Below are 21759 nucleotides of genomic sequence, written 5' to 3'. Positions count from 1 at the left end.
AAACGCCCGGATTATAAGCGACCGGTCACGCCAACAGCAGTAGTCGAAGACAGTCAGATGACCCGGCCCCTGCAAAATAGTTCAGGCGCTCATCCGCAAACGCCGCTCAGTAACCCGCCTCGCATGCAGACCTGCATGCCTGGCGCACCTGTCAAGGCGGCACCAGCCGCCAGGATCGAGCAGTTCGCGAGCAGTCACTCGCAAGGCCCGCACGGTCGAGCGGGTTTATTGGGGCCTCTCATGGCGTGCTATATTCCTTCTCCCTTTAATCCGGCCCGAGCGACATCTTGCTGAAACAGTACGACGTTCTCATTCTTGGCAGCGGCACGGCTGGCCAATCCATGGCGCTCCGGCTTGCCGACCACCTTCGCGTCGCGCTGGTCACCAAACGTGAACTGGCCGACAGCGCCAGCAACTGGGCGCAAGGCGGCATCGCCGCGGTGCTCGACACCACCGACAGCATCGAAGCGCACATCCAGGACACCTTCGTTGCCGGCGCCGGCCTGTGCAACCCCAAGTCGACCCGCTTCGTGGTCGAGAACGGCAAGCGCGCCATCGAGTGGCTGATCGACCGCGGCGTGCCCTTCACGCGCGAGGCAGATTCAGAGCTCGGCTACCACCTCACGCGCGAGGGCGGGCACTCGCACCGACGCATCATCCATGCCGCAGACGCCACCGGCGCTGCAGTGCAGGCCACGCTCGGCGACCATGTTCGCAACCACCCGAACATCGACATCTACGACCACCACATCGCAGTGGACCTGGTCGTCGGTGACAAGGTCGGCCACCCCGGCGCCGGCTGCCTCGGCGCCTACGTACTCGACATCGTCAACGACCGTGTGGTCACGTTCTCCGCCCAGCACACCGTGCTCGCTACCGGCGGCACCGGCAAGGTCTACCTGTACACGACCAACCCCGACGTCGCGACCGGCGACGGCGTGGCCATGGCGTGGCGCGCCGGATGCCGGGTGGGCAACATGGAATTCATCCAGTTCCACCCCACCTGCCTGTACCACCCGCAGGCGAAGTCTTTCCTCATCTCCGAAGCGGTGCGCGGTGAAGGTGGACTGCTGAAACTGCCCGATGGCACGCGCTTCATGCCCGAGCACGATGCACGCGAGGAACTCGCGCCGCGCGACATCGTCGCACGCGCGATTGACTTCGAGATGAAGAAACGCGGCATCGACTGCGTCTACCTCGACATCAGCCACAAGCCTGCCGACTGGCTGCGCGGGCATTTTCCGAACATCTACGCACGCTGCCTGGAACTGGGCATCGACATCACGCGCGAACCCATCCCGGTCGTTCCGGCAGCGCATTATTCCTGCGGCGGCATCGTCACCGACCTATCCGCACGTACGGATGTGCCGGGCCTGTACGCGGTGGGCGAATCCGCCTGCACCGGCCTGCACGGCGCAAACCGCCTGGCGAGCAACTCGTTGCTCGAATGTCTGGTGTTTGGCGAAGCCGCAGCGAAGGACATCCTTTCCAAGCAGCACCTGCCGGCACCGAAGCTGCCGGACTGGGACGAGAGCCGGGTCACCGATGCCGACGAGGAGATCGTCATCGCCCACAACTGGGCAGAGCTGCGCCGCTTCATGTGGGACTACGTCGGCATCGTGCGCACCACCAAACGCCTGCGTCGCGCGCAGCACCGCATCCGCCTGCTCGAACGCGAGATCAACGAGTTCTACTCGAATTTCCGCATCAGCAACGACCTGATCGAACTGCGCAACCTCGTGGTCACCGCTGATCTGATCGTGCGTTGCGCGCTTCGGCGCAAGGAAAGCCGTGGCCTGCATCATTCGCGCGACTACCCCGAGATGCTGCCACGGGCTCGCGACACTGTCCTGCGCCCGGCAACACCCAAGGGGCTTGCGCGCTGACGCTTGAAGGCCGACTCACGCCGCCGCGCGCTGCCGCCGGCGGCGAAGCTTCAGACCACCGAGTGCGGCGGGGATTCGGTCGCGGCAGCCGGGCCCCGTAATGTCTTGTGCCGCAACCAGACCTTCAGCGCGCGCCAGTCGCTGCCTCCCACGTTGGCGCGCACCAGCATGAGCCAAGGCACCGGCGCCGGCATTCCTGTGCCCTCGCCCATCTCGACCCGCGGCACCGGCCTCAGCCACACCGCCCAACCAAGATCCACGGTCGCAGAGGGCGCTGTGCCGCACAGCACACCCTGTTCCACGTCGGAGGCAAACCACACCAGTTCACCTCCCGGCTCCAGCAGGATGCTCACCCCACGTTTTGCAGCCTCGGCGCGCAGACCGTGCCACAAAGTCGCCAGCAGCACGCCCCACACCATCAGCAGGGCTGCGATCCGAGCGCCATTCACGACTTCATCCTCCACGCCGACGCCCGAACCGAAAACGTGAAAAAGCGCCAGCGCGGCTGCGAGATGCGCAACCAGCACTGACGCCATCACAGCCCGGGAGGGCTGCATCCTGATCTCGCGCGGGAACTGCATGTCGCCCGCGACGGACCGGGTTCAGAAGCGCCGGAAGACCAGCGTCCCGTTCGTACCGCCGAAGCCGAAGTTGTTCTTCAGCGCGACATCGATCTTCATTTCCCGCGCGACGTTCGCGCAGTAGTCCAGATCGCACTCGGGGTCCTGTTCGAAGATGTTGATCGTCGGCGGCGAAATCTGGTTATGCACCGCAAGTACAGTAAACACCGACTCGACGCCGCCCGCCCCGCCGAGCAGGTGACCCGTCATCGATTTGGTCGAGTTCACGACCAGCTTCCTGGCATTCTCGACGCCAAAGGCAAGCTTGATCGCCTCGGTTTCGTTCTTGTCGCCGAGTGGCGTGGAGGTGCCATGCGCGTTGAGATACTGCACCTGATCGTGATTGACGCCGGCGTTCTTCAATGCGTTAAGCATGCTGCGACGCGGACCGTCGGTATCGGGCGCCGTCATGTGATAGGCATCGCCACTCATGCCGAAGCCGCCAAGCTCGGCGTAGATCTTCGCGCCACGCCTGACCGCATGCTCGTACTCTTCGATCACCATCACACCGGCGCCTTCGCCAAGCACGAAGCCGTCGCGATCCCTGTCCCAGGGACGGCTGGCAGTCGCGGGGTCGTCGTTGCGCGTGGACAGCGCCTTGGCCGAGGAAAAGCCGCCGATGGCGAGATTGGTGACGGTCGACTCGGCGCCGCCGCAGACCATCACGTCGGCATCGCCATATTCGATCATGCGCGCACTCATGCCGATCGCATGCAGTCCGGTCGTGCAGGCCGTGACCACCGCGAGATTGGGCCCCTTCATGCCGAACATGATCGACAGGTTGCCCGAGATCATGTTGATGATCGTGCCGGGAATGAAGAAGGGCGAGATCTTGCGCGGACCACCGCCGAGGAAGTCGTTGTGCGTTTCCTCGATCATCGGCAGACCGCCGATGCCGGAGCCGATATTGACACCGATGCGATCGGCGTTGGCGTCGGTGACCTCGAGGCCGGAGTCGCGGATTGCCTGGATGCCCGCTGCCATGCCGTAATGGATGAATACATCCATGCGGCGTGCCTCCTTGGGCGAGAGGTAGGCGGACACATCGAAATCCTTCACTTCGCCCGCAACGCGCGAAGCGAAATTGCTGGCGTCGAAGCGGGTGATCGGACCGATGCCGCTCTTGCCGGCAATCAGGTTGTTCCAGGCTTCCGGAACCGTATTGCCCACCGGCGAGATCACGCCCAGACCGGTGACGACGACTCTACGACGCGACACAGGCAACTCCGTTGAATTCGGTAATAAGGAATGAAACCCCAAAGAACGAAAACCCGCCCGGGGTCACCGCAGAACCCTGCGGGCACCGGGCAGGCAACGCTTCAGGAGCGCGAACGAGGCTTACTTCTTGAGGTGGGCGTTGACGTAGTCGATCGCCTGCTGGACGGTGGTGATCTTCTCGGCCTCTTCGTCCGGAATCTCGCACTCGAATTCCTCTTCCAGCGCCATGACGAGTTCCACGGTGTCCAGCGAATCCGCGCCCAGATCATCCACGAACGAAGATTCGTTCTTGATCTCCGATTCGTTCACGCCAAGTTGCTCAGCGACGATCTTCTTGACGCGCTGTTCGATGTTCTCCATGAACCAACTCCTTCCTGAGACAGGTGTATTTAAAAAGCCGGCGTATTCTACCAAAACGCCGGGGAACCGCTATCCCGACGAGCGTCAGGACATGTACATGCCGCCATTCACGTGCAGGGTGGTTCCCGTCACGTACGCGGCCGCGGGAGATGCGAGGAACGCCACGGCGCCGGCAATCTCTTCCGGACGACCCAGGCGACCCAGCGCGATGTTGCCCAACAGGGCGTCGCGCGCGGCTTCGGGAAGCGCGCGCGTCATGTCGGTATCAATGAAACCGGGGGCAACACAGTTCACCGTGATGTTGCGGCTCCCCAACTCGCGCGCCAGTGCGCGCGTCATGCCCGCCACGCCGGCCTTCGCCGCAGCGTAGTTGGCCTGACCCGCATTACCGGAGCTGGCCACCACCGAGGTGATGTTGATGATGCGCCCGTTGCGGGCCTTCATCATGCCGCGCATCACGAGCTTGCTCATGCGGAAAACGGCGCGCAGGTTCGTGTCGATCACCGCGTCCCATTCCTCGTCCTTCATGCGCATCGAGATGTTGTCGCGCGTAATCCCGGCATTGTTGACCAGGATGCCGATGGCACCGAAGCGCTTCTCGATCTCGCCGACCAGCGCCTCGCAGGCCGCGGCATCGGTGACGTCAAGCGCCATGCCGGCCCCCTGCACACCTGTCTCGGCGAGCGCTTTACCGATGTCGGCAGCGCCGGAGTCGGACGTTGCGGTGCCGACCACGGTAGCGCCGAGGCGCCCCAGTTCGAGCGCCACCGCACGACCGATGCCGCGCGACGCGCCGGTGATCAGCGCGACCTGACCTTCAAGCGAAAAACTCATGATTCACCTCACTGCGCCAATGGCTTGCTCGAGGCTGGCCGCATCGTGCGCCGAACCCCCTTCCACATCCTTGGCGATGCGCTTGGTCATGCCTGCAAGCACCTTGCCCGGTCCGCACTCGATGATGTGGCTCATGCCACGGCCGGCCATCGCCTGCACCAGTTCAATCCAGCGCACCGGCGCATATGCCTGGCGCACCAGCGCATCACGGATCTTCTCCGGCTCGTCGTACACCGCAACATCGACGTTGTTGATGACGGCAATCTCCGGCTGCGCGATCGACACACCGGCCAGACGTTCAGCCAGGCGCTCCGCAGCCGGACGCATCAGTGCACAGTGGAAGGGCGCGGAAACCGGCAGCAGCACGGCGCGTTTGGCGCCCTTGGCCTTGGCGATCTCACCTGCACGCTCCACCGCAGCCTTTGCGCCCGCGATCACGATCTGGCCAGGGGCGTTCAGGTTGGCCGCCTCGACGACCTGTCCCTGCGCCGCCTCGGCGCAGGCCTCCCGCACCGCGTCGGCCTCCAGCCCCATCACTGCAGCCATCGCGCCCTCGCCCGCCGGCACCGCTTCCTGCATGGCCTGGGCGCGGAAGCGCACCAGCGGCACCGCATCCTTGAAGGCCAGCGCACCCGCGGCGACCAGAGCCGAGTACTCCCCGAGGCTATGGCCGGCGACCATGTCGGGCTTCGGACCACCTGCAGCAAGCCAGGCACGATAGGCCGCCACGCCCGCAGTCAGCATCAGGGGCTGGGTATTGACGGTCAGCGCCAGACGTTCCGCCGGGCCATCACAGACCATCGTCCAGATATCCTCGCCCAGCGCCTCGGACGCTTCGGCGAAGGTGTCACGAATCACGGCCGATTCGCCATAGGCGGCCATCATGCCGACCGACTGCGAGCCCTGGCCGGGAAAAACCAGCGCAAATGCCATGCTGTTCTCCAGTTTTGGGAGTTCGGGAATGTTCAGAAATCGATCAGGGCGGCGCCCCAGGTGAAGCCGCCACCCACGCCTTCGATGATGACCCGGTGCCCCGGACGGATCATTCCGCCACGCACCGCCTCATCAAGGGCAAGCGGGATCGACGCCGCCGAGGTATTGCCGTGGTGATCGACCGTCGTGACCACGCGCTCCATCGGCAGGCCGAGGCGCTTCGCCGTGGCCTGAATGATGCGGATGTTCGCCTGATGAGGGACCAGCCAGTCGACACTTTCGTTACCCTCGCCCGCGATGTCCAGCACTTCCTGGGCCACGTCGCCGAGCACCTTGACCGCAAACTTGAACACGGCCTGGCCGTCCATGCGCAGGAAGGGGTCGCCGATCACCTGCCCGGAAGCCACGCCGCCCGGCACGCACAGGATCGGGTGATGGCTGCCGTCGGCATGCAGCGCGGAAGACAGGATGCCCGGCCGCTCGGAAGCCTCGAGCACCACCGCGCCGGCGCCGTCGCCAAACAGCACGCAGGTAGCGCGGTCGGACCAGTCGAGGATACGCGAGAACACCTCTGCGCCGATCACGAGCGCGCGCTTGTGGCTGCCCGAACGGATGAACTTCTCCGCGATGGAGAGCGCGTACACAAAGCCGCTGCACACCGCCTGCACGTCGAACGCCGGACCGCCGTTACGGATGCCGAGTTTGGACTGCACCAGCGCGGCCGTACTGGGGAAGATGTAGTCGGGCGTCGAGGTGGCGACAATGACCAGATCGATGTCATCGGCCTCGCAGCCGGCCGCCTCGATCGCGCGCTCGGCGGCGATGCGCGCCAGATCGCTGGCACCCACGTCAGCGGCCGCGAGGTGGCGTGCACGGATGCCCGAGCGGGTGACGATCCACTCGTCAGAGGTATCGATCCCCCGGGCGACGAGATCGTCGTTGCTGACCGGACTGCCGGGCAGGAAACTTCCGGTACCCGCGATGCGTGCGTAGATCATCCATTCACCTCGTTCATGCTCGCCATACGCTCGCTGATGCGCTCGATCAGGCGGTTCGAAGCCGCCTCGGCTGCACGCCCCAGCGCATTGCCGAACGCCAGCTTGTCGGCAGACCCGTGACTCTTCAGCACCACCCCGCGCAGACCCAGCAGCGGCGCGCCATTGTAGAGCCGGTGATCGACCCGCTTCTTGAAGCGCAGCAGCACCGGCAACGCACACAGACCCATCAGCCGGGTCAGCAGGGAACGCTTGAACTCCTGCTTCAGGAACGCGCCGATCATCTGCGCCAGCCCCTCGGAGGTCTTGAGCGCGACGTTGCCCACGAAGCCATCGCAGACAACCACATCAACCGTACCTTCGTAGATGTCGTTGCCCTCGACGTTGCCGTAGAAGTTGAGCCCGCTGCCACGCAGCAGTTCGGACGCTTCCTTCACGACGTCGTTACCCTTGATGACCTCTTCGCCGATGTTCAGCAGACCGACGCTGGGGCGTTCCTTGTGCTCGATCGCCGCTACCAGCATCGCGCCCATCACGCCGAACTGCAGCAGGTGCTCGGCACTGCAATCGACGTTGGCACCCAGATCGAGGACATAGGTATGCCCCTTCACCGACGGCAGGATGGTCGCGATCGCGGGCCGGTCGATGCCAGGCAGCGTCTTGAGCACGAAACGGGAGATCGCCATCAATGCGCCGGTGTTGCCAGCGGACACTGCCGCGTTGGCCTCCCCCGACTTGACCAGGTCGATCGCGACCCGCATCGAAGAGTCCTTCTTGTTGCGCATGGCGATCGCAGGCGGATCGTCCATAGCTACGACCTCGCTGGCAGGATGCACCCGGAGCCGGGCGCCGTATTCGGAGGCTGCATTGCCCAGCAGGGGCTGAATCGCCTCTTCCCGGCCGACAAGGATCGCCCCGGCCTGGGGGTGGCTGCGCAGGAAATCCAGCGCTGCGGGCACGGTCACGACCGGGCCGTGATCGCCACCCATGCAGTCGATCGCAATGGTGACACCCATCGGCATATCGCGTGCTTTCTAGTTATCGTGGTCGGAAAAAAGGCGGCGCGGGCGCCAAGCGCCCTGCGCCGCCTTCGCGCATCCAGGCTGCCGGATTACTCGCCCTTGGCCTTCAGAACCTTCTTGCCGCGGTAGAAACCGTTCGGGCTGATGTGGTGGCGCAGATGCACTTCACCGGTGGTCGCCTCGACCGCCAGCGCCGGGCCGGTGAGGAAATCGTGGGCACGGTGCATGCCACGCTTGGACGGGGACTTCTTGTTCTGTTGAACGGCCATGGATAAGACTCCTAAAACAAATATCGCGCCTATTTCGCGCTGGGACTGCCTCGCAGCGACGCCAGCGCAGCGAAAGGCGATTCTTTTGACGCCGCCCCCGCTGGGGATGGCAGTTCACAAACCTGGTGTCGCGGGGCGATTGGCATGGCAAGCAGCACCTCGTCCTCGAGCAGCGCAAGCACATCGAGATCGCCATCGATCTCGATCGCATCGACCTGATCGTCCTCGAGCTCTTCCTCGGGGATCGGCTGACCGGCGCGCACCGGCTGCAGCACCGTCTCAAGCTGCACAGGCCATGCAAGCCCGCCCAGACAACGCTGACAAGACAGATCGAGCTCGCCCGCAACCGTCAACCGCAGACGGGGCTCCGTACCTTGCACACCGTCGACCGTCGCCCCCTCCAGCGACCACTTCAGCGCGGCCTCGGTGGAGGCCAGCGCGTCGGCCAGACGCGGCAAATCCGTCACCTGCACTTCACCCTGCAGGGCGCGGTGCTCGGTAGCAAACCTGAACGGATCATGAATGATCCTGGACGGAACGCCTTGTTGCGACATAAGCCGCGCATGATATGATTTTTTCCACTTGCGTGTAAAGCCACATCATGAATCTCGTCCTCGCCTCCACCTCTGCCTACCGCAAGATTCTGCTCGAGCGGCTGCAACTCCCCTTCGACACGGACCGACCCGAGACCGACGAGGCACCGCTCGCAGGCGAGCGCCCGGCCGCCACCGCCGAGCGCCTCGCCTGCGAGAAGGCGCGCGCGGTCGCTGCGCGCTGGCCGGACGCGCTGATCATCGGCAGCGATCAGGTTGCCTATCTCGATGACGAGATCTTCGGCAAACCCGGCACCGAAGAGCGCGCGATCGCCCAGTTGCAGCGCATGCGCGGCAGGACGGTCGTGTTTCACACCGCGCTCGCCCTGCTCAACACCCGCAGCGGTCACATCCAGGTGGAAGGCGTCCCCACCCATGTGCGCTTCCGCGACTTGAGCGACGCGGAGATCCAACGCTATGTTGCGCGCGAGCGACCGCTCGACTGCGCCGGCAGCGCGAAGTCCGAAGGACTGGGCATCGCGCTCCTCGAAGCCATGCGCGGCGACGACCCCACCGCACTGATCGGCCTGCCGCTGATCGCCCTGTCCCGCATGCTGCGCGCCGAAGGCGTGGCGTTGCCATGAGCGCGGCGGCAAACCACGCCACCAGCAAGGGAACGCTGTACCTGCTGCCGGTGGCGCTGGGCGAGACCACGCCCTGGCCAGCCTTCCTGCCCGCGCAGGCGCAAGCCGTCGCGGCGGAGCTGCGCCACTTCGTGGTCGAAACTGCGCGCGCGGCACGCGCGCATCTCAAACAGCTGGACTACCCCTACCCCCTGCGCGAAACGGACATCCAGGAACTCCCCGGAGATCCGGACAAGGCGACGGACGCCGCCTTCGACGCCCTGCTCGCACCCGCGCTCGCTGGTCACGACCTCGGCCTGATGTCGGACGCCGGCTGCCCCGCGGTGGCCGACCCGGGCGCCCGCCTCGTGGCCCGCGCGCACGCGCTCGGGGTCCGCGTCGCGCCACTGGTCGGCCCGTCCTCCATTCTGCTCGGGCTGATGGGCTCCGGACTGAACGGCCAGAGCTTCGCCTTCCACGGCTATCTCCCGGTCGCCGAGATGGAGCGCGATGCGCGCCTGCGCGCCCTGGAGGAAGAATCGCGCCGGCTCGGGCGCACGCAGCTCTTCATCGAGACGCCGTACCGCAACGAACGCATGCTCGAAGCACTGCTGAAGCAGCTCGGCCCCGCCACCCGCGTCTGCGTCGCCTGCGACCTCAATACGGCAGGCGAGACGATCCTCACCCGCACCGTGCGAGACTGGCGAAAGGCGGAACGGCCCGCATTGGCACGGCGACCGACCCTGTTCCTCGTTCTCGCCTGACGCCCCGAGCAGCCCCCACCCCGACGCAAGCGCTACGGGTCGAAAGCACCCCGGAAGCTGCTCAGGCGTGCATCAACAGCCAGCTCGCCATCTCGGCCGGCGTGCGAACGCAGGCAAGCGGCGACTCTGCCTCGAGCGCCGCCAGGGGGTGTGCACCGAAGCCCACGCCGAGACTCGCAGTGCGCGCATTTTTCGCCATCTGCAGGTCGTGCGTGGTATCGCCGATCATCAGCGTGCGCTCCGGGCTGGCGCCCAGCTCGTCCATCAGCGCCTCGAGCATCGCCGGATGGGGCTTGGAGAAGCACTCATCCGCACAGCGCGTGGCGTGGAAATAGCGCCCCAGCCCGGAATGCCCCAGCGCCCGGTCGAGCCCGATCCGACTCTTGCCAGTGGCGACCGCGAGCAGGTGCCCGCGCGCTGCGAGCGCGTCGATCATCTCGACCACGCCCTCGAACAGCGAGAGCTCATGATCCGAGGACAGATAGTGGTGCCGGTAACGCTCCACCATGCGCGGATAGGCCGACTCTTCCAGGTCCGGGACCGCATGACGCAGGGCCTCGCCCAGCCCCAGCCCGATCACGTAGCGCGCACGCTCCTCCGCCAGCTCGGCGAGGCCGAGGTCGCGGGTCGCGGCCTGCATCGCGCGCACGATCGCGCCCGCCGAATCCATCAGCGTGCCATCCCAGTCGAAGACGATGAGGTCAAAACGTTCAGCCATGGGCATTTTTCTCCGCGGCATCGAGCCGCTCGATGAAGGATTGCAGGTCGTCGGGCAGCTGCGATGCGAAGGACAGCGCCGCGCCGCTCAAGGGATGGGCGAAACGCAACAGCGCCGCATGCAGGAACATGCGCCGCAGTCCCTCGCCCTCGAGCTGCTTGTTGAGCGCGAAATCGCCGTATTTGTCGTCGCCGCACAAGGGAAAGCCCAGGTGGGCGAGATGCACGCGGATCTGATGGGTGCGCCCGGTCTTGAGTTCCACCTCGAGCAGGCTGTAGTCGCGCCAGCGCCGAACCAGACGCACGATGCTGTGCGCAGGCTTGCCGTCCTCGGCCACACGCACGCGACGCTCACCCTCCGGGGTCAGGTACTTGTACAGCGGCGCCCTGACGTGCTGCATCGCGTTCGTCCAGCGCCCGGGCACCAGCGTCAGGTAGCGCTTCTCCACACTCCCCGCGCGCATCATGTCGTGCAGCGCCGTCAGGGCCGAGCGCTTCTTGGCGACGATCAGCAAGCCCGAGGTCTCGCGATCGAGGCGATGCGCAAGCTCGAGCATGCGCAGCTCCGGGCGCTGCACGCGCAACTGCTCGATCACGCCGTAGCTCACCCCGCTGCCGCCATGCACCGCCTTGCCCGATGGCTTGTCGATGACCAGCAGCGCATCGTCCTCATAGACCACCGGCAACGGCTTGCCCGCCGGCGCGGGCGCGCTGCGCGTCGGCTCGGCGATGCGGATGGGCGGGATGCGCACCTCGTCGCCCTCCTGCAGACGGTAGGTCTGCTGCACACGACGCCCATTCACCCGCACCTCACCGCTGCGCAGGATGCGATAGACGTGACTCTTCGGCACGCCCTTGGCGAGGCGCAGCAGGTAATTGTCGATGCGCTGCCCTGCGGCCGCGTCGTCGATGCGCTCGTGGCGCACAGCGATCGCTTTGCTTTCAATCGTCGTCATGAAATATACTTCTGCGCGGTTAACCGGTCGCGTCCAGCCAAGTGCGGCGTCACAACATCCTGCAGGTCGAAACATCTGCCAAGGAAGACGCAGGCAGACTGCTGGCAATGAGCCCTGAAGAGCGCTCCCGGCTACACCCTTGCATGCCATCCAAGGCCGAAAAGGCGCCGATGGTAACGCAAGCGATCACCTTCGACATACCCATCCAGCCCACGGGTTGGATTTTGACGTACAAGTCACACACGCAGGATCAAATGCTCCGGCCCGAAGCCCACGCGGCACGCCGGGCGGGAGCAAGAGAATTTCGACCAGCCGACCCATCACAGCCCGATCAACCCACCGGATGAAAGCAGCAGTTCTACCCAATCGCTCCTGAACCCGGAAAGCGCGATGGTGCGCGCCGTTCGTCCTGCCCGTGTGATTTGCGCGGGAGAACGATCCAAATGAAGCGCATGCTTTTCAATGCGACGCAGGCCGAAGAACTGCGCGTCGCGATCGTGGACGGTCAGAAACTGATCGACCTCGATATCGAATCGGCCGCAAAAGAAGAACGCAAGAGCAACATCTACAAGGCGGTCATCACCCGTATCGAGCCCAGCCTCGAGGCGGCTTTCGTCGACTATGGCGCTGATCGCCACGGCTTTCTGCCGTTCAAGGAAATTTCCCGGGCCTATTTCCAGCCGGGCGTGGATGCCGGCAAGGCCTCCATCAAGGAGGCACTGAAGGAAGGCCAGGAGCTCATCGTCCAGGTCGAGAAGGACGAGCGCGGCAACAAGGGTGCAGCGCTCACCACCTACATCTCGCTGGCGGGCCGCTACCTCGTGCTCATGCCCAACAACCCGCGCGGCGGCGGTGTCTCGCGCCGCGTCGAGGGTGACGAGCGCGCCGAGTTGCGCGAGAACATGGACCAGCTCGAAGTGCCCCAGGGCATGAGCTTGATCGCCCGCACCGCAGCCATCGGCCGCAGCGCCGAAGAACTGCAGTGGGACCTCAACTACCTGCTGCAGCTGTGGCGCGCGATCGAGGGTGCAGCCCAGAGCCAGTCCGGCGCCTTCCTCATCTATCAGGAAGGCAGCCTGGTCATCCGCGCGATCCGCGATTACTTCCAGCCTGATATCGGTGAGATCCTGATCGACACCGACGACATCTACGAGCAGGCCACGCAGTTCATGGCCCACGTGATGCCGGGCAACGTCGCCCGAGTGAAGCGCTACAGCGACGACGTGCCGCTGTTCTCGCGCTTCCAGATCGAGCACCAGATCGAATCCGCCTACTCGCGCCAGGTGAACCTGCCTTCGGGCGGTGCAGTCGTGATCGACCACACCGAGGCGCTGGTCTCGATCGACGTCAACTCGGGCCGTGCCACCAAGGGCTCGGATATCGAGGAAACCGCCTTCCGCACCAACTGCGAGGCAGCCGACGAGATCGCCCGCCAGTTGCGCCTGCGCGACCTGGGCGGCCTGATCGTGATCGACTTCATCGACATGGAGTCGGCCAAGAACCAACGCGAGGTCGAGAACCGCCTGCGCGACGCACTGCGCCACGACCGCGCCCGCGTGCAGACGGGCAAGATCAGCCGCTTCGGCCTGCTCGAACTGTCGCGCCAGCGCCTGCGTCCGGCGCTGGCCGAGACCAGCTACATCCCCTGCCCGCGCTGCAACGGCACCGGCCACATCCGCAGCACCGAATCGTCGGCCCTGCACATCGTCCGCATCCTCGAAGAAGAGGCCATGAAGGACAACACGGGCGCAGTGCACCTGCAGGTGCCGGTCGACGTGGCCACCTTCCTGCTCAACGAGAAACGGGTCGACATCGCACGCATCGAGATGCGCCACAAGGTGCAGCTGATCATCGTGCCGAACCGCCACCTCGAGACGCCGGCACACGAGATCATTCGCCTGCGTCACGACCAGCTCAACGCCGAAGACATCGCGCTGGCCAGCTACCAGATGGTGCAAAAGCCCGCCGAGGAGGACGCCCGTCTGCCCTCCAAGGCCAACGAGCGCCCCGCCCGTCCTGAAGCAGCGGTCAAGGGTATCGCACCATCACAGCCCGCCCCGGTCACGGCCCCCGCGCCCGCCGCTGCGGCTGCGCCTGCCGCCAAGGGCCTGTTCGCACGTCTGTTCGGCTGGCTCTCGGCTGGTAAGGCGGAATCCGCGCCTGCGCCCGCAGCGGTCATCGAGGAAACGCCCAAGCGCGAGCCGCGCGGTCGCAGTGAGCGCAACGGCGAAGGCCGCCGCAGCAACGGCAACCGTAGCCGGCGTGGCGAACGCGACGGCGAATCGCAGCAGGGCGGCCGCAGTGGCCGTGGCGAGCGCACCGAGCGAACCGAACGCAGCGAACGCCCCGAGGGCGCCGAGAAACCTCAGCGCAGCCAGGGCGAGCGAGGCGAACGCGCAGAGCGCAGTGAGGGCAGCCGCCGCGGCCGTGGCCAGCGCGGCAACCGCAGCGAGGACAGCACGGAGCGCAGCACCGAGAACCGCGCACCGAGCGCAGAGGAAGAGCTGCTAAAGACCGCCGCCGCAGCAAGCATGGCCGCCCCGAGCACCGATACTGGCGCGGCGGAAGTCGACGCGACCGCACAGGCGGAATCCACCGAGGGCGAAACGGCACCGTCCGAGAAGCGCCGTCGGCGCGGGCGCGGCCGTGGCCGTCGCACCAGCGAAGGCCAGGCGGTCACCTCCGCCACTGAGTCGAGCGACGGCGACGAAGCGCGCGACGACTCCGCGCCCGCAGCAGAAGCGCCCTCTGCCGAAGCGACCGCTACCGCTGGCGAACCCGCAGCCGAAACCGTGAGCGCCGCAACGGCTACCGAGGCTACCCCGCAGGCAGTCGACACCATCGCCGGGATCCCCGCCCTGCAGACCGAACAGGCTGCAGCCGAGCTTCCGGTCGCCGTCGCGGCAGCCGAAACCGTGCAGACCGAAGAGACCACGCCGTCCGAGCAGGCTCTGGCACCGCTGCCGGCGGGAACCGGTGCGCTCGCCACCGAACGCGATGCCCCCCAGGTCGCTGCCACCCAGGTCGCCCACGCCGAGGCAGTCAGCGCAACAGTGGCCGAGCAAGCCGAAACCACTGCGCCCGCCGCTGAACCGGAGGCTGCAACGGAACAGGCCGCAAGCGCGCTCGCCAGCCAGGAACCGGTCGAGCACGAAAAGGTGGAGGCTTCCCTCGCAGAGGCCGTCGAGCAGCAGACGGTTGCGACCGAAGCCGCTGCCGCCGAAGCTGTTGCCACCGACGCCGTTTCCATCGAATCGGCGCCAGAGGCCGCTGCAGACGTGGGGCCTGCTCCTGCTGCACCACTCGCCCAGACTGCGGCACCCGAAACGCCGGCGAGTGAGGCACGGACCGTGGCCACGGAGACCGAGGCGGCTCAGCCCGCACGCACGCCTGAGGCACCGGCAGTCGCCGCAGTGCCGGCCGATGACAGCGGCCTGATCAAGATTGAAACTGATCCCGGCAAGCTCTCCCAGTTCGGCACGGGCGCCGTCGAAGCGCCCGTCCGTCTGGGCCGCAAGCCGCGTCCGGCACCGGTGGTTATCGACGAACCGCTGCAACAGGTCGAAACGCAGAAGTAAGCCTTACAGGCAGAGCGTCTCACGCGGAAGAAGGCCATCCAAAATCGGATGGCCTTCTTTTCGTCCGCACCCTGCGCCGTCCCACCGGAGAGGCGCCGCCAGCCAGAACTCAGACCCGGGTTGCCACCGCATCCAGCAGCCCGCGCACGCCGTGCTCGCACATGTCGAGCACGAGATCGAAGCCGCGCGGCCCACCGTAGTATGGATCGGGCACCTCGTCACCGAAGCGTCGTAAACCGTCGAATTCCAGAAACAGCCGCAGCCGCGGCTGGTATACCGGTGGGCACTGGCGACGCATCGCTTCCAGATGGCCGCGGTCCATCGCCAGCAGCAGGTCGAACTCGAGGAAATCACGCGCCTCAAGCTTGCGCGCGCGCAGACCCGACAGGTCGTAACCGCGCTGCTGCGCGGCCTTCTGCGTACGTGGATCGGGCGCCTCGCCGGCGTGGTAACCATGCGTGCCGGCAGAATCGACTTCCACCAGGCCACTCAGCCCACCGGTCTCGATGAAGTGCCGCGCAACGCCCTCCGCGGTTGGCGAACGGCAGATATTCCCAGTGCAGACGAAAAGAACCCTCGTCATTTCATCCCCTCCTTCCTATGCTTTCTTCTTGTTCGTTCGTCAAACGCTGCCGTGCTGGTCTGCGCCAAATGCGCGCTGGCGAAGCTTGAACAGCTCGTCGCGCGCTGCAGCGGCCTTCTCGAACTCCAGGTTGCGGGCGTGTTCCTGCATCTCCTTTTCCAGGCGCTTGATCGCCCGCGCCAGTGCCTTCTCGTCCATCACCGCATAATCGGCATCCTTCTCGGCCACGCGTGCGGCATCGCGCTTGGCTCCATCCGAATCATAGACCCCGTCGATGATGTCCTTGATGCGTTTCGTCACCGACTTGGGCACGATGCCGTTCGCCTCGTTGAAGGCGACCTGCTTCTGCCGGCGGCGCTCGGTCTCGCCGATGGCCGCCTTCATCGAATCGGTCATGCGGTCGGCGTAGAGGATGGCGGTGCCGTGGAGGTGGCGCGCAGCGCGACCGATGGTCTGGATCAGCGAGCGTTCGGAGCGCAGGAAACCCTCCTTGTCCGCATCGAGAATCGCCACCAGCGACACCTCGGGGATGTCCAGACCCTCGCGCAGCAGGTTGATGCCTACCAGCACGTCGAACTCGCCCAGGCGCAAGTCGCGGATGATCTCGACCCGTTCCACCGTGTCGATGTCCGAGTGCAGGTAGCGCACGCGAATGCCGTTGTCGGCGAGGTAGTCGGTGAGGTCCTCGGCCATGCGCTTGGTGAGCACGGTGACCAGCACACGCTCGTTCACCTCGAGCCGCTTCTTGATCTCGCCAAGCAGGTCGTCCACCTGCGTCATTGCCGGGCGCACCTCGACCACCGGGTCGATCAGGCCGGTCGGGCGCACCACCTGCTCCACCACCTGCCCCTGGTGTTCCTCCTCGTACTTCGCCGGCGTGGCGGAGACGAACACGGTCTGCGGCATCAGGCGTTCGAACTCGTCGAACTTCAGCGGCCGGTTGTCCAGCGCCGAGGGCAGGCGGAAGCCGTAGCCAACGAGGTTCTCCTTGCGCGAGCGGTCGCCCTTGTACATTCCGCCGACCTGGCCGATGGCCACGTGCGACTCGTCGATGAACAACAGCGCATCGGCCGGCAGGTAGTCGATCAGCGTCGGCGGCGGCTCGCCCGGGCCGCGACCCGACAGATGCCGCGAGTAATTCTCGATGCCCTTGCAGAAGCCCATCTCGTTCAACATCTCGAGGTCGAAGCGGGTGCGCTGCTCGATGCGCTGCGCCTCCACCAGCTTGCCCTCGCGCTGGAACGTGGCGATGCGCTCCTTCAACTCCTCCTTGATCTTCTCGATCGCCTCGAGCACCGTGGCGCGCGGCGTTACGTAGTGGCTGGACGGATATACGGTGAAGCGCGCCAGCTTGTGCTTGAGGTGCCCGGTGAGCGGATCGAACAGGGTCAGATGCTCGATCTCGTCGTCGAACATCTCGATGCGCACCGCGAGTTCGGCGTTCTCCGCCGGAAAGACGTCGATCACGTCGCCGCGCACGCGGAAAGTGCCGCGGCGAAAGTCGATGTCGGCGCGGGTGTACTGCATCGCCACCAGGCGCTGGATGAGGTCGCGGTGCGCCATGCGCTCGCCTTCGCGCAGGTGCAGGATCATCGCGTGGTAATCGACCGGGTCGCCGATGCCGTAGATGCACGACACCGTGGCCACGATCACCACGTCGCGCCGCTCCATCAGGCTTTTGGTCGCTGACAGCCGCATCTGCTCGATGTGCTCGTTGATCGACGAATCCTTCTCGATGAAGAGGTCGCGCGAGGGCACGTAGGCCTCGGGCTGGTAGTAGTCGTAGTAGCTGACGAAGTACTCGACCGCGTTCTCGGGCAGGAACTCCTTGAACTCGGCGTACAACTGCGCGGCCAGCGTCTTGTTGGGCGCCAGCACCAGCGCCGGGCGGCCCATGCGGGCGATGACGTTGGCCATGGTGTAGGTCTTGCCCGAGCCGGTCACGCCGAGCAGGGTCTGGTACATCAGGCCGTCTTCCACCCCCTCGCACAGCAGGCGGATGGCCTCGGGCTGGTCGCCGGCGGGCGGAAAGGGCTGGTGCAGGCGGAAGGGGCTGCCCTCGAAAGTGAGCACTGCACCGCCTTGCTGCGGTGCATCGTTTCCGGCGCTATTGCCTTGACTCGTCATGCTAAAATTCCTGCTCCATTCCGGTGCACCGCCGCATGGCGAGACCGGACGAAAACGCCGATTATTTCCCAAATCGCGTGACAAGGCACGGCGCAAGTCCGTTCCCACCACGCACACCCACCGCCGCCCTACCGGAACAACTGGAGTCCTCATGTCCGCTTCGATCTTCGCCGCCGTCGAGATGGCGCCCCGTGACCCGATCCTTGGCCTGAACGAGGCCTTCGCCGCCGACACCCGCGCCGAGAAGGTCAACCTCGGCGTCGGTGTGTACTACGACGACAACGGCAAGATCCCGCTGCTCGCCGCCGTGCGCGCCGCCGAGAAGGCCCGCCTCGAAGCCATGCCGCCGCGCGGCTATCAGCCGATCGAAGGCCCCGCCGCCTACAACAACGCGGTGCAGGGCCTGCTCTTCGGCAAGGACTCACAGCTCGCCACCAGCGGCCAGACCATCACCGTCGAGGCCCTGGGCGGCACCGGCGCGCTCAAGGTCGGCGCCGACTACCTCAAGCGCCTGGTGCCCGGCGCCACCGTGTACATCTCCGACCCGAGCTGGGAGAACCACCGCGCGCTGTTCGAATCCGCCGGCTTCCCGGTCGAAAACTACCCCTACTACGACGCCGCCACCCGCGGCGTGAACTTCGCCGGCATGAAGGCCAAGCTCGACAGCCTGCAGCCCGGCTCGATCATCGTGCTGCACGCCTGCTGCCACAACCCCACCGGCGCCGACCTGTCCGATGCGCAGTGGAACGAAGTGGTCGCCGTGTGCCGTGAGCGCGGCCTCATCCCCTTCCTCGACATGGCCTATCAGGGCTTTGCCGAAGGCATCGACGCCGACGCCGTGGCCGTGCGCGCCCTGTCGGCCAGCGGCCTGCAGTTCTTCGTGTCGAGCTCGTTCTCGAAGAGCTTCTCGCTCTACGGCGAGCGCGTCGGCGCGCTGTCCATCGTCACCGCCAGCAAGGAAGAAGCCGGCCGCGTGCTGTCGCAGGTCAAGCGCGTGATCCGCACCAACTACTCCAACCCGCCGATCCACGGCGGCGCCATCGTCGCCGCGGTGCTGTCCTCGCCCGAGCTGCGCCAGATGTGGGAAGACGAGCTCGGCGGCATGCGCGAGCGCATCCGCGCCATGCGCACCGGCCTGGTCGACCAGCTCACGGCCGAAGGCGTGGCGCAGGACTTCTCCTTCGTGATCAAGCAGCGCGGCATGTTCTCCTACACGGGCCTGACCGCCGCACAGGTCGAGACGCTGAAGTCCGACTTCGGCATCTACGCCGTGTCGACCGGCCGCATCTGCCTGGCCGCGCTCAACTCGAAGAACATCGGCTACGTCGCCAAGGCGATCGCGCAGGTGGTCAAGGGCTGACACCGGAGCACGTCGAGGCAGGCGGCATCCAGAAAAACGCCGCTCTGCCTTGACGCGCGCGCGTGGTCTGCCTAAAATGCGCGCCTCTGTTCCCCGATAGCTCAGTCGGTAGAGCGCCGGACTGTTAATCCGTAGGTCCCTGGTTCGAGCCCAGGTCGGGGAGCCAAGTTTCAGGACTTGGTGTTTCTCACAGGAACAGCAAGTCGCAGCGAAGGCTGCGGAAGAGTAACTCGCAGCAAAAGCTGTAAAAAGGTAATTCCCCGATAGCTCAGTCGGTAGAGCGCCGGACTGTTAATCCGTAGGTCCCTGGTTCGAGCCCAGGTCGGGGAGCCAGCATCAAAAGAGAATGCCATCCTTCTGGATGGCATTTTTCGTTCACGGGGATGCACTGCACGAAAAGCTGCTCACCCATGACGTTCGCGCTGCCCACACGAATATACTGCTGCTGCATTCTCCGCCCCCGCGAAGAACGCATCCCAATAAAGGCTCCACAGGGTTATGAACCTTCGTGAATGCCTTTGCCGATTATCAAGATGAAGGACAATGATGAATAAGCTTTTCCCGATGCTGGCGCTCGTCTGCGCTCCGCTCTTTGCCGCAAATGCCGCACATGCCGAGAACCTCGATTTTAGCCTCTTGAACAAGACTGGCTACGTGATAAGTGAGGTGTATGTCTCGTCAGCCTCAAGCAACGACTGGGAAGAAGACGTCATGGGCAGCGACGTCCTCGCGAGCAACGAAAGCGTCGACATCGAGTTCGAGCAAGGCTCGAAGGGCTGCCAATGGGACATGAAGGTGGTCTACGATGACGGCGAAGAAGCCGTGTGGGAGAACCTCAACCTGTGCTCCACTTCCAAGGTCTCGCTGCGGTACGACCGTAAGAAAGGTACTACTTGGGCCGAGCTGAACTAAGCCACCTCGATCCGTCCCGACGCACGAAACGCGAATGATGTTCTTTTGGACGGCCAATCCTGCAGCGGTACTTACCGCACGCTTATGACTCGCTTCCTGCTCACGTTTCTCGCGCTTCTGCTCGCGCTGTTCACGCTCGAACTCACTCATCCAGTGCAGGAAGCCGTCGTCCTGCCCTGGACCGCACTACTGGCCAGCATCAGTGCTTGGGTGATCAGCCTGTTCGACCATAGCGTCATCGCGTACGGCAAGATCTTGCAGCACGCTGGCTCTGGCCTCGGCGTATCCATCGAAGCGGGATGCAACGGCATCGAGGCCTGCATCATTTTGGCGGCAGCAGTACTGGCCTACCCATCCTCTTGGCAACTCAGGGTTGCTGGTCTCATTCTGGGTTTCCTTGCGATTCAGATCGTCAATATCGGACGGATCATCAGCCTCTTCTACCTGGCCGCCTGGGACCACGTCATCTTTGAATTCGCGCACCTTTACCTGTGGCAAATTCTGATCATGGTCGACGTACTGATCGTATGGCTGGTGTGGATTCGCCAAGTCGCCAAGGCTGAGGAAGCGCATGTTCGGGCCGCTTAGCATCATCGGCGGCTTCTTTATCCGAACCTTGTTGTGGCTGATACCGGCCATCGCCATCTGGTTCTGGTTCGGAGACTTTTTTTCGGCGCCGATCTCATGGCTCGCAGGCGAGGCCATGACCGCCCTGTTCCCTGGGTGGGTGTACGGGTACGAGATCGAAGGGAGCAACGTGAGCTTGCATACCACCGTTCCCGCACCCAATCTGCCAGCAGGGGTGTTCGGCGAGCTCGCCCCGGAGATTTCTGCACTCAAGTACGGCTTTGGCCTCCCGCTGCTGGCGGCATTGCTGCTCGCATCACGCGCATGCGGCATCTGGTGGAAACTCCCCCTCTCTGCGCTGCTGCTGCTTCCCTTTCAGGCATGGGGGATCTGCCTGAACTGGCTCCTGGTGGTTGGCATTCAGTACGGACGATGGAGCCAAACCGTTACCTACTTCACGGATGGGCATGCAAATCTCATCGGACTCGGCTATCAGGTGGGTTATCTGATACTCCCGATGCTTATTCCCGTTATGCTCTGGTTTCTTCTTGAGCGCCATTTCTTCACAAAAATTGTTTTCGATGGCGCGCTTGCTGGCGTCGTCAGTGGAGAACCCGCGCCCACGGATGAATGCGCTATCACATCCTCCCAAGGCCAGGCTCCGGCAGCACCGGGAAATGGTCGATCTGGATGACGATGCCCGCATGCGGGCGCTCGAGGCCAAGCGCCATGATGAATCAGTGCGGTTCTCACGACCCAACCGATGGCACTATCCGCCCGAAGGGCGTACAGCCCCCTTCGCACCCAGGGCCATCGCACTCGAATGACATGGCCTTTCTGAAATTTGCCGAAAAAGTGGTTCACGTTCAATAGGTTATGCAGCCATCTTGTGAACCCTCTCA

At 64.9% G+C, this 21759-nt stretch carries 21 protein-coding genes and 2 tRNA genes; 10 read left to right on the top strand and 13 right to left on the bottom strand.

Features of this window, described 5'->3' with window-relative positions; genetic code table 11:
- The first annotated feature begins 287 nt into the window (after positions 1-287).
- Complete coding sequence (nadB, locus tag ACPT9U_RS11660; RefSeq protein WP_435751054.1) at positions 288-1886, top strand: L-aspartate oxidase; 1599 nt, start codon at positions 288-290, stop codon at positions 1884-1886.
- A gap of 50 nt (positions 1887-1936) precedes the next feature.
- On the opposite strand, the gene ACPT9U_RS11655 is transcribed toward nadB, so the two are convergent.
- From ACPT9U_RS11655 to ACPT9U_RS11615, 9 genes are all read right to left on the bottom strand, one after another.
- A complete protein-coding gene (locus ACPT9U_RS11655) occupies positions 1937-2443 on the bottom strand; it encodes a hypothetical protein (RefSeq protein WP_435751053.1) in 507 nt (168 codons plus the stop codon).
- 45 nt (positions 2444-2488) lie between these two features.
- On the bottom strand, positions 2489-3724 hold the full coding sequence (fabF, locus tag ACPT9U_RS11650) for a beta-ketoacyl-ACP synthase II (protein ID WP_418364668.1): 1236 nt from the start codon (positions 3722-3724) through the stop codon (positions 2489-2491).
- Between the two features lie 120 nt (positions 3725-3844).
- On the bottom strand, positions 3845-4084 hold the full coding sequence (gene acpP, locus ACPT9U_RS11645; protein ID WP_011765359.1) for an acyl carrier protein: 240 nt from the start codon (positions 4082-4084) through the stop codon (positions 3845-3847).
- A gap of 84 nt (positions 4085-4168) precedes the next feature.
- Positions 4169-4918 (bottom strand): 3-oxoacyl-ACP reductase FabG, encoded by a 750-nt coding sequence (gene fabG, locus ACPT9U_RS11640; protein WP_418364669.1) that lies wholly within the window; start codon positions 4916-4918, stop codon positions 4169-4171.
- Positions 4919-4921: 3 nt separating this feature from the next.
- A complete protein-coding gene (gene fabD, locus ACPT9U_RS11635) occupies positions 4922-5851 on the bottom strand; it encodes an ACP S-malonyltransferase (RefSeq protein WP_435751052.1) in 930 nt (309 codons plus the stop codon).
- Positions 5852-5883: 32 nt separating this feature from the next.
- Positions 5884-6849 carry a beta-ketoacyl-ACP synthase III gene (locus ACPT9U_RS11630; RefSeq protein WP_418364671.1) on the bottom strand — a complete coding sequence of 322 codons (966 nt, stop codon included), beginning with the start codon at positions 6847-6849 and terminating at the stop codon, positions 5884-5886.
- Positions 6846-7862, bottom strand: a complete 1017-nt coding sequence (plsX, locus tag ACPT9U_RS11625; RefSeq protein WP_435751051.1) for a phosphate acyltransferase PlsX — start codon at positions 7860-7862, stop codon at positions 6846-6848. Before plsX ends, ACPT9U_RS11630 begins: the two co-directional genes overlap by 4 nt.
- A gap of 95 nt (positions 7863-7957) precedes the next feature.
- Positions 7958-8137 (bottom strand): 50S ribosomal protein L32, encoded by a 180-nt coding sequence (gene rpmF, locus ACPT9U_RS11620; protein ID WP_418364673.1) that lies wholly within the window; start codon positions 8135-8137, stop codon positions 7958-7960.
- A gap of 29 nt (positions 8138-8166) precedes the next feature.
- The gene (locus tag ACPT9U_RS11615; RefSeq protein WP_435751050.1) at positions 8167-8691 is read right to left on the bottom strand and encodes a YceD family protein; all 525 of its coding nucleotides are present in this window, start codon (positions 8689-8691) and stop codon (positions 8167-8169) included.
- 47 nt (positions 8692-8738) lie between these two features.
- On the opposite strand from ACPT9U_RS11615, the gene ACPT9U_RS11610 reads away from it, so the two are divergent.
- Together ACPT9U_RS11610 and ACPT9U_RS11605 are read left to right on the top strand one after the other, a co-directional pair.
- Positions 8739-9314, top strand: coding sequence for a Maf family protein (locus tag ACPT9U_RS11610; protein WP_435751049.1), 576 nt, complete (start codon positions 8739-8741; stop codon positions 9312-9314).
- Positions 9311-10057: an SAM-dependent methyltransferase gene (locus tag ACPT9U_RS11605; RefSeq protein WP_435751048.1), complete on the top strand. Its 747-nt coding sequence runs from the start codon at positions 9311-9313 to the stop codon at positions 10055-10057. Before ACPT9U_RS11610 ends, ACPT9U_RS11605 begins: the two co-directional genes overlap by 4 nt.
- 61 nt (positions 10058-10118) lie before the next feature.
- Here ACPT9U_RS11605 and ACPT9U_RS11600 read toward each other — a convergent pair whose 3' ends face one another.
- Both ACPT9U_RS11600 and ACPT9U_RS11595 read right to left on the bottom strand, forming a co-directional pair.
- Positions 10119-10775: an HAD-IA family hydrolase gene (locus ACPT9U_RS11600; RefSeq protein ID WP_435751047.1), complete on the bottom strand. Its 657-nt coding sequence runs from the start codon at positions 10773-10775 to the stop codon at positions 10119-10121.
- A complete protein-coding gene (locus tag ACPT9U_RS11595) occupies positions 10768-11730 on the bottom strand; it encodes an RluA family pseudouridine synthase (protein WP_435751046.1) in 963 nt (320 codons plus the stop codon). The genes ACPT9U_RS11600 and ACPT9U_RS11595 overlap by 8 nt, the downstream gene beginning before the upstream one ends.
- Positions 11731-12173: 443 nt before the next feature.
- On the opposite strand from ACPT9U_RS11595, the gene ACPT9U_RS11590 reads away from it, so the two are divergent.
- The gene (locus ACPT9U_RS11590) at positions 12174-15308 is read left to right on the top strand and encodes an Rne/Rng family ribonuclease (RefSeq protein WP_435751045.1); all 3135 of its coding nucleotides are present in this window, start codon (positions 12174-12176) and stop codon (positions 15306-15308) included.
- A gap of 109 nt (positions 15309-15417) precedes the next feature.
- On the opposite strand, the gene ACPT9U_RS11585 is transcribed toward ACPT9U_RS11590, so the two are convergent.
- A complete protein-coding gene (locus ACPT9U_RS11585) occupies positions 15418-15891 on the bottom strand; it encodes a low molecular weight protein-tyrosine-phosphatase (RefSeq protein WP_418364680.1) in 474 nt (157 codons plus the stop codon).
- A gap of 39 nt (positions 15892-15930) precedes the next feature.
- Entirely contained in the window at positions 15931-18018 is a 2088-nt protein-coding gene (uvrB, locus tag ACPT9U_RS11580) for an excinuclease ABC subunit UvrB (protein ID WP_435751044.1), read from the bottom strand.
- A 151-nt stretch (positions 18019-18169) separates the two neighbouring features.
- On the opposite strand from uvrB, the gene ACPT9U_RS11575 reads away from it, so the two are divergent.
- From ACPT9U_RS11575 to ACPT9U_RS11550, 6 genes are all read left to right on the top strand, one after another.
- On the top strand, positions 18170-19378 hold the full coding sequence (locus ACPT9U_RS11575; protein WP_435751043.1) for an amino acid aminotransferase: 1209 nt from the start codon (positions 18170-18172) through the stop codon (positions 19376-19378).
- 90 nt (positions 19379-19468) lie between these two features.
- A tRNA-Asn gene (locus tag ACPT9U_RS11570) sits at positions 19469-19544 on the top strand.
- Positions 19545-19635: 91 nt separating this feature from the next.
- Positions 19636-19711, top strand: a tRNA-Asn gene (locus ACPT9U_RS11565).
- A 210-nt stretch (positions 19712-19921) separates the two neighbouring features.
- Positions 19922-20290: a hypothetical protein gene (locus tag ACPT9U_RS11560; RefSeq protein WP_435751042.1), complete on the top strand. Its 369-nt coding sequence runs from the start codon at positions 19922-19924 to the stop codon at positions 20288-20290.
- An 84-nt stretch (positions 20291-20374) separates the two neighbouring features.
- Positions 20375-20878: an exosortase H gene (gene xrtH / locus ACPT9U_RS11555; RefSeq protein WP_435751041.1), complete on the top strand. Its 504-nt coding sequence runs from the start codon at positions 20375-20377 to the stop codon at positions 20876-20878.
- Positions 20862-21551: an exosortase H-associated membrane protein gene (locus ACPT9U_RS11550; protein ID WP_435751040.1), complete on the top strand. Its 690-nt coding sequence runs from the start codon at positions 20862-20864 to the stop codon at positions 21549-21551. The genes xrtH and ACPT9U_RS11550 overlap by 17 nt, the downstream gene beginning before the upstream one ends.
- Positions 21552-21759: the final 208 nt, after the last annotated feature.

The organism is Thauera sp. AutoDN2 (assembly GCF_051280715.1).
Classification (GTDB): Bacteria; Pseudomonadota; Gammaproteobacteria; order Burkholderiales; family Rhodocyclaceae; genus Thauera.
The sequence above is the reverse complement of the archived record's forward strand: the minus strand, read 5'-3'. Positions and strand labels throughout refer to the sequence as shown.

Bases quoted from the DNA above. Each gene is read 5' to 3' on its own strand.
- ACPT9U_RS11550 (WP_435751040.1), top strand. From the start codon at position 20,862: ATGTTCGGGCCGCTTAGCATCATCGGCGGCTTCTTTATCCGAACCTTG.
- fabD (WP_435751052.1), bottom strand. From the start codon at position 5,851: ATGGCATTTGCGCTGGTTTTTCCCGGCCAGGGCTCGCAGTCGGTCGGC.
- ACPT9U_RS11615 (WP_435751050.1), bottom strand. From the start codon at position 8,691: ATGTCGCAACAAGGCGTTCCGTCCAGGATCATTCATGATCCGTTCAGG.
- ACPT9U_RS11595 (WP_435751046.1), bottom strand. From the start codon at position 11,730: ATGACGACGATTGAAAGCAAAGCGATCGCTGTGCGCCACGAGCGCATC.
- ACPT9U_RS11585 (WP_418364680.1), bottom strand. From the start codon at position 15,891: ATGACGAGGGTTCTTTTCGTCTGCACTGGGAATATCTGCCGTTCGCCA.
- plsX (WP_435751051.1), bottom strand. From the start codon at position 7,862: ATGGGTGTCACCATTGCGATCGACTGCATGGGTGGCGATCACGGCCCG.
- ACPT9U_RS11590 (WP_435751045.1), top strand. From the start codon at position 12,174: ATGAAGCGCATGCTTTTCAATGCGACGCAGGCCGAAGAACTGCGCGTC.
- acpP (WP_011765359.1), bottom strand. From the start codon at position 4,084: ATGGAGAACATCGAACAGCGCGTCAAGAAGATCGTCGCTGAGCAACTT.
- rpmF (WP_418364673.1), bottom strand. From the start codon at position 8,137: ATGGCCGTTCAACAGAACAAGAAGTCCCCGTCCAAGCGTGGCATGCAC.
- xrtH (WP_435751041.1), top strand. From the start codon at position 20,375: ATGACTCGCTTCCTGCTCACGTTTCTCGCGCTTCTGCTCGCGCTGTTC.
- fabG (WP_418364669.1), bottom strand. From the start codon at position 4,918: ATGAGTTTTTCGCTTGAAGGTCAGGTCGCGCTGATCACCGGCGCGTCG.
- ACPT9U_RS11605 (WP_435751048.1), top strand. From the start codon at position 9,311: ATGAGCGCGGCGGCAAACCACGCCACCAGCAAGGGAACGCTGTACCTG.
- ACPT9U_RS11600 (WP_435751047.1), bottom strand. From the start codon at position 10,775: ATGGCTGAACGTTTTGACCTCATCGTCTTCGACTGGGATGGCACGCTG.
- ACPT9U_RS11560 (WP_435751042.1), top strand. From the start codon at position 19,922: ATGATGAATAAGCTTTTCCCGATGCTGGCGCTCGTCTGCGCTCCGCTC.
- uvrB (WP_435751044.1), bottom strand. From the start codon at position 18,018: ATGACGAGTCAAGGCAATAGCGCCGGAAACGATGCACCGCAGCAAGGC.
- ACPT9U_RS11655 (WP_435751053.1), bottom strand. From the start codon at position 2,443: ATGCAGCCCTCCCGGGCTGTGATGGCGTCAGTGCTGGTTGCGCATCTC.
- ACPT9U_RS11610 (WP_435751049.1), top strand. From the start codon at position 8,739: ATGAATCTCGTCCTCGCCTCCACCTCTGCCTACCGCAAGATTCTGCTC.
- ACPT9U_RS11575 (WP_435751043.1), top strand. From the start codon at position 18,170: ATGTCCGCTTCGATCTTCGCCGCCGTCGAGATGGCGCCCCGTGACCCG.
- ACPT9U_RS11630 (WP_418364671.1), bottom strand. From the start codon at position 6,849: ATGATCTACGCACGCATCGCGGGTACCGGAAGTTTCCTGCCCGGCAGT.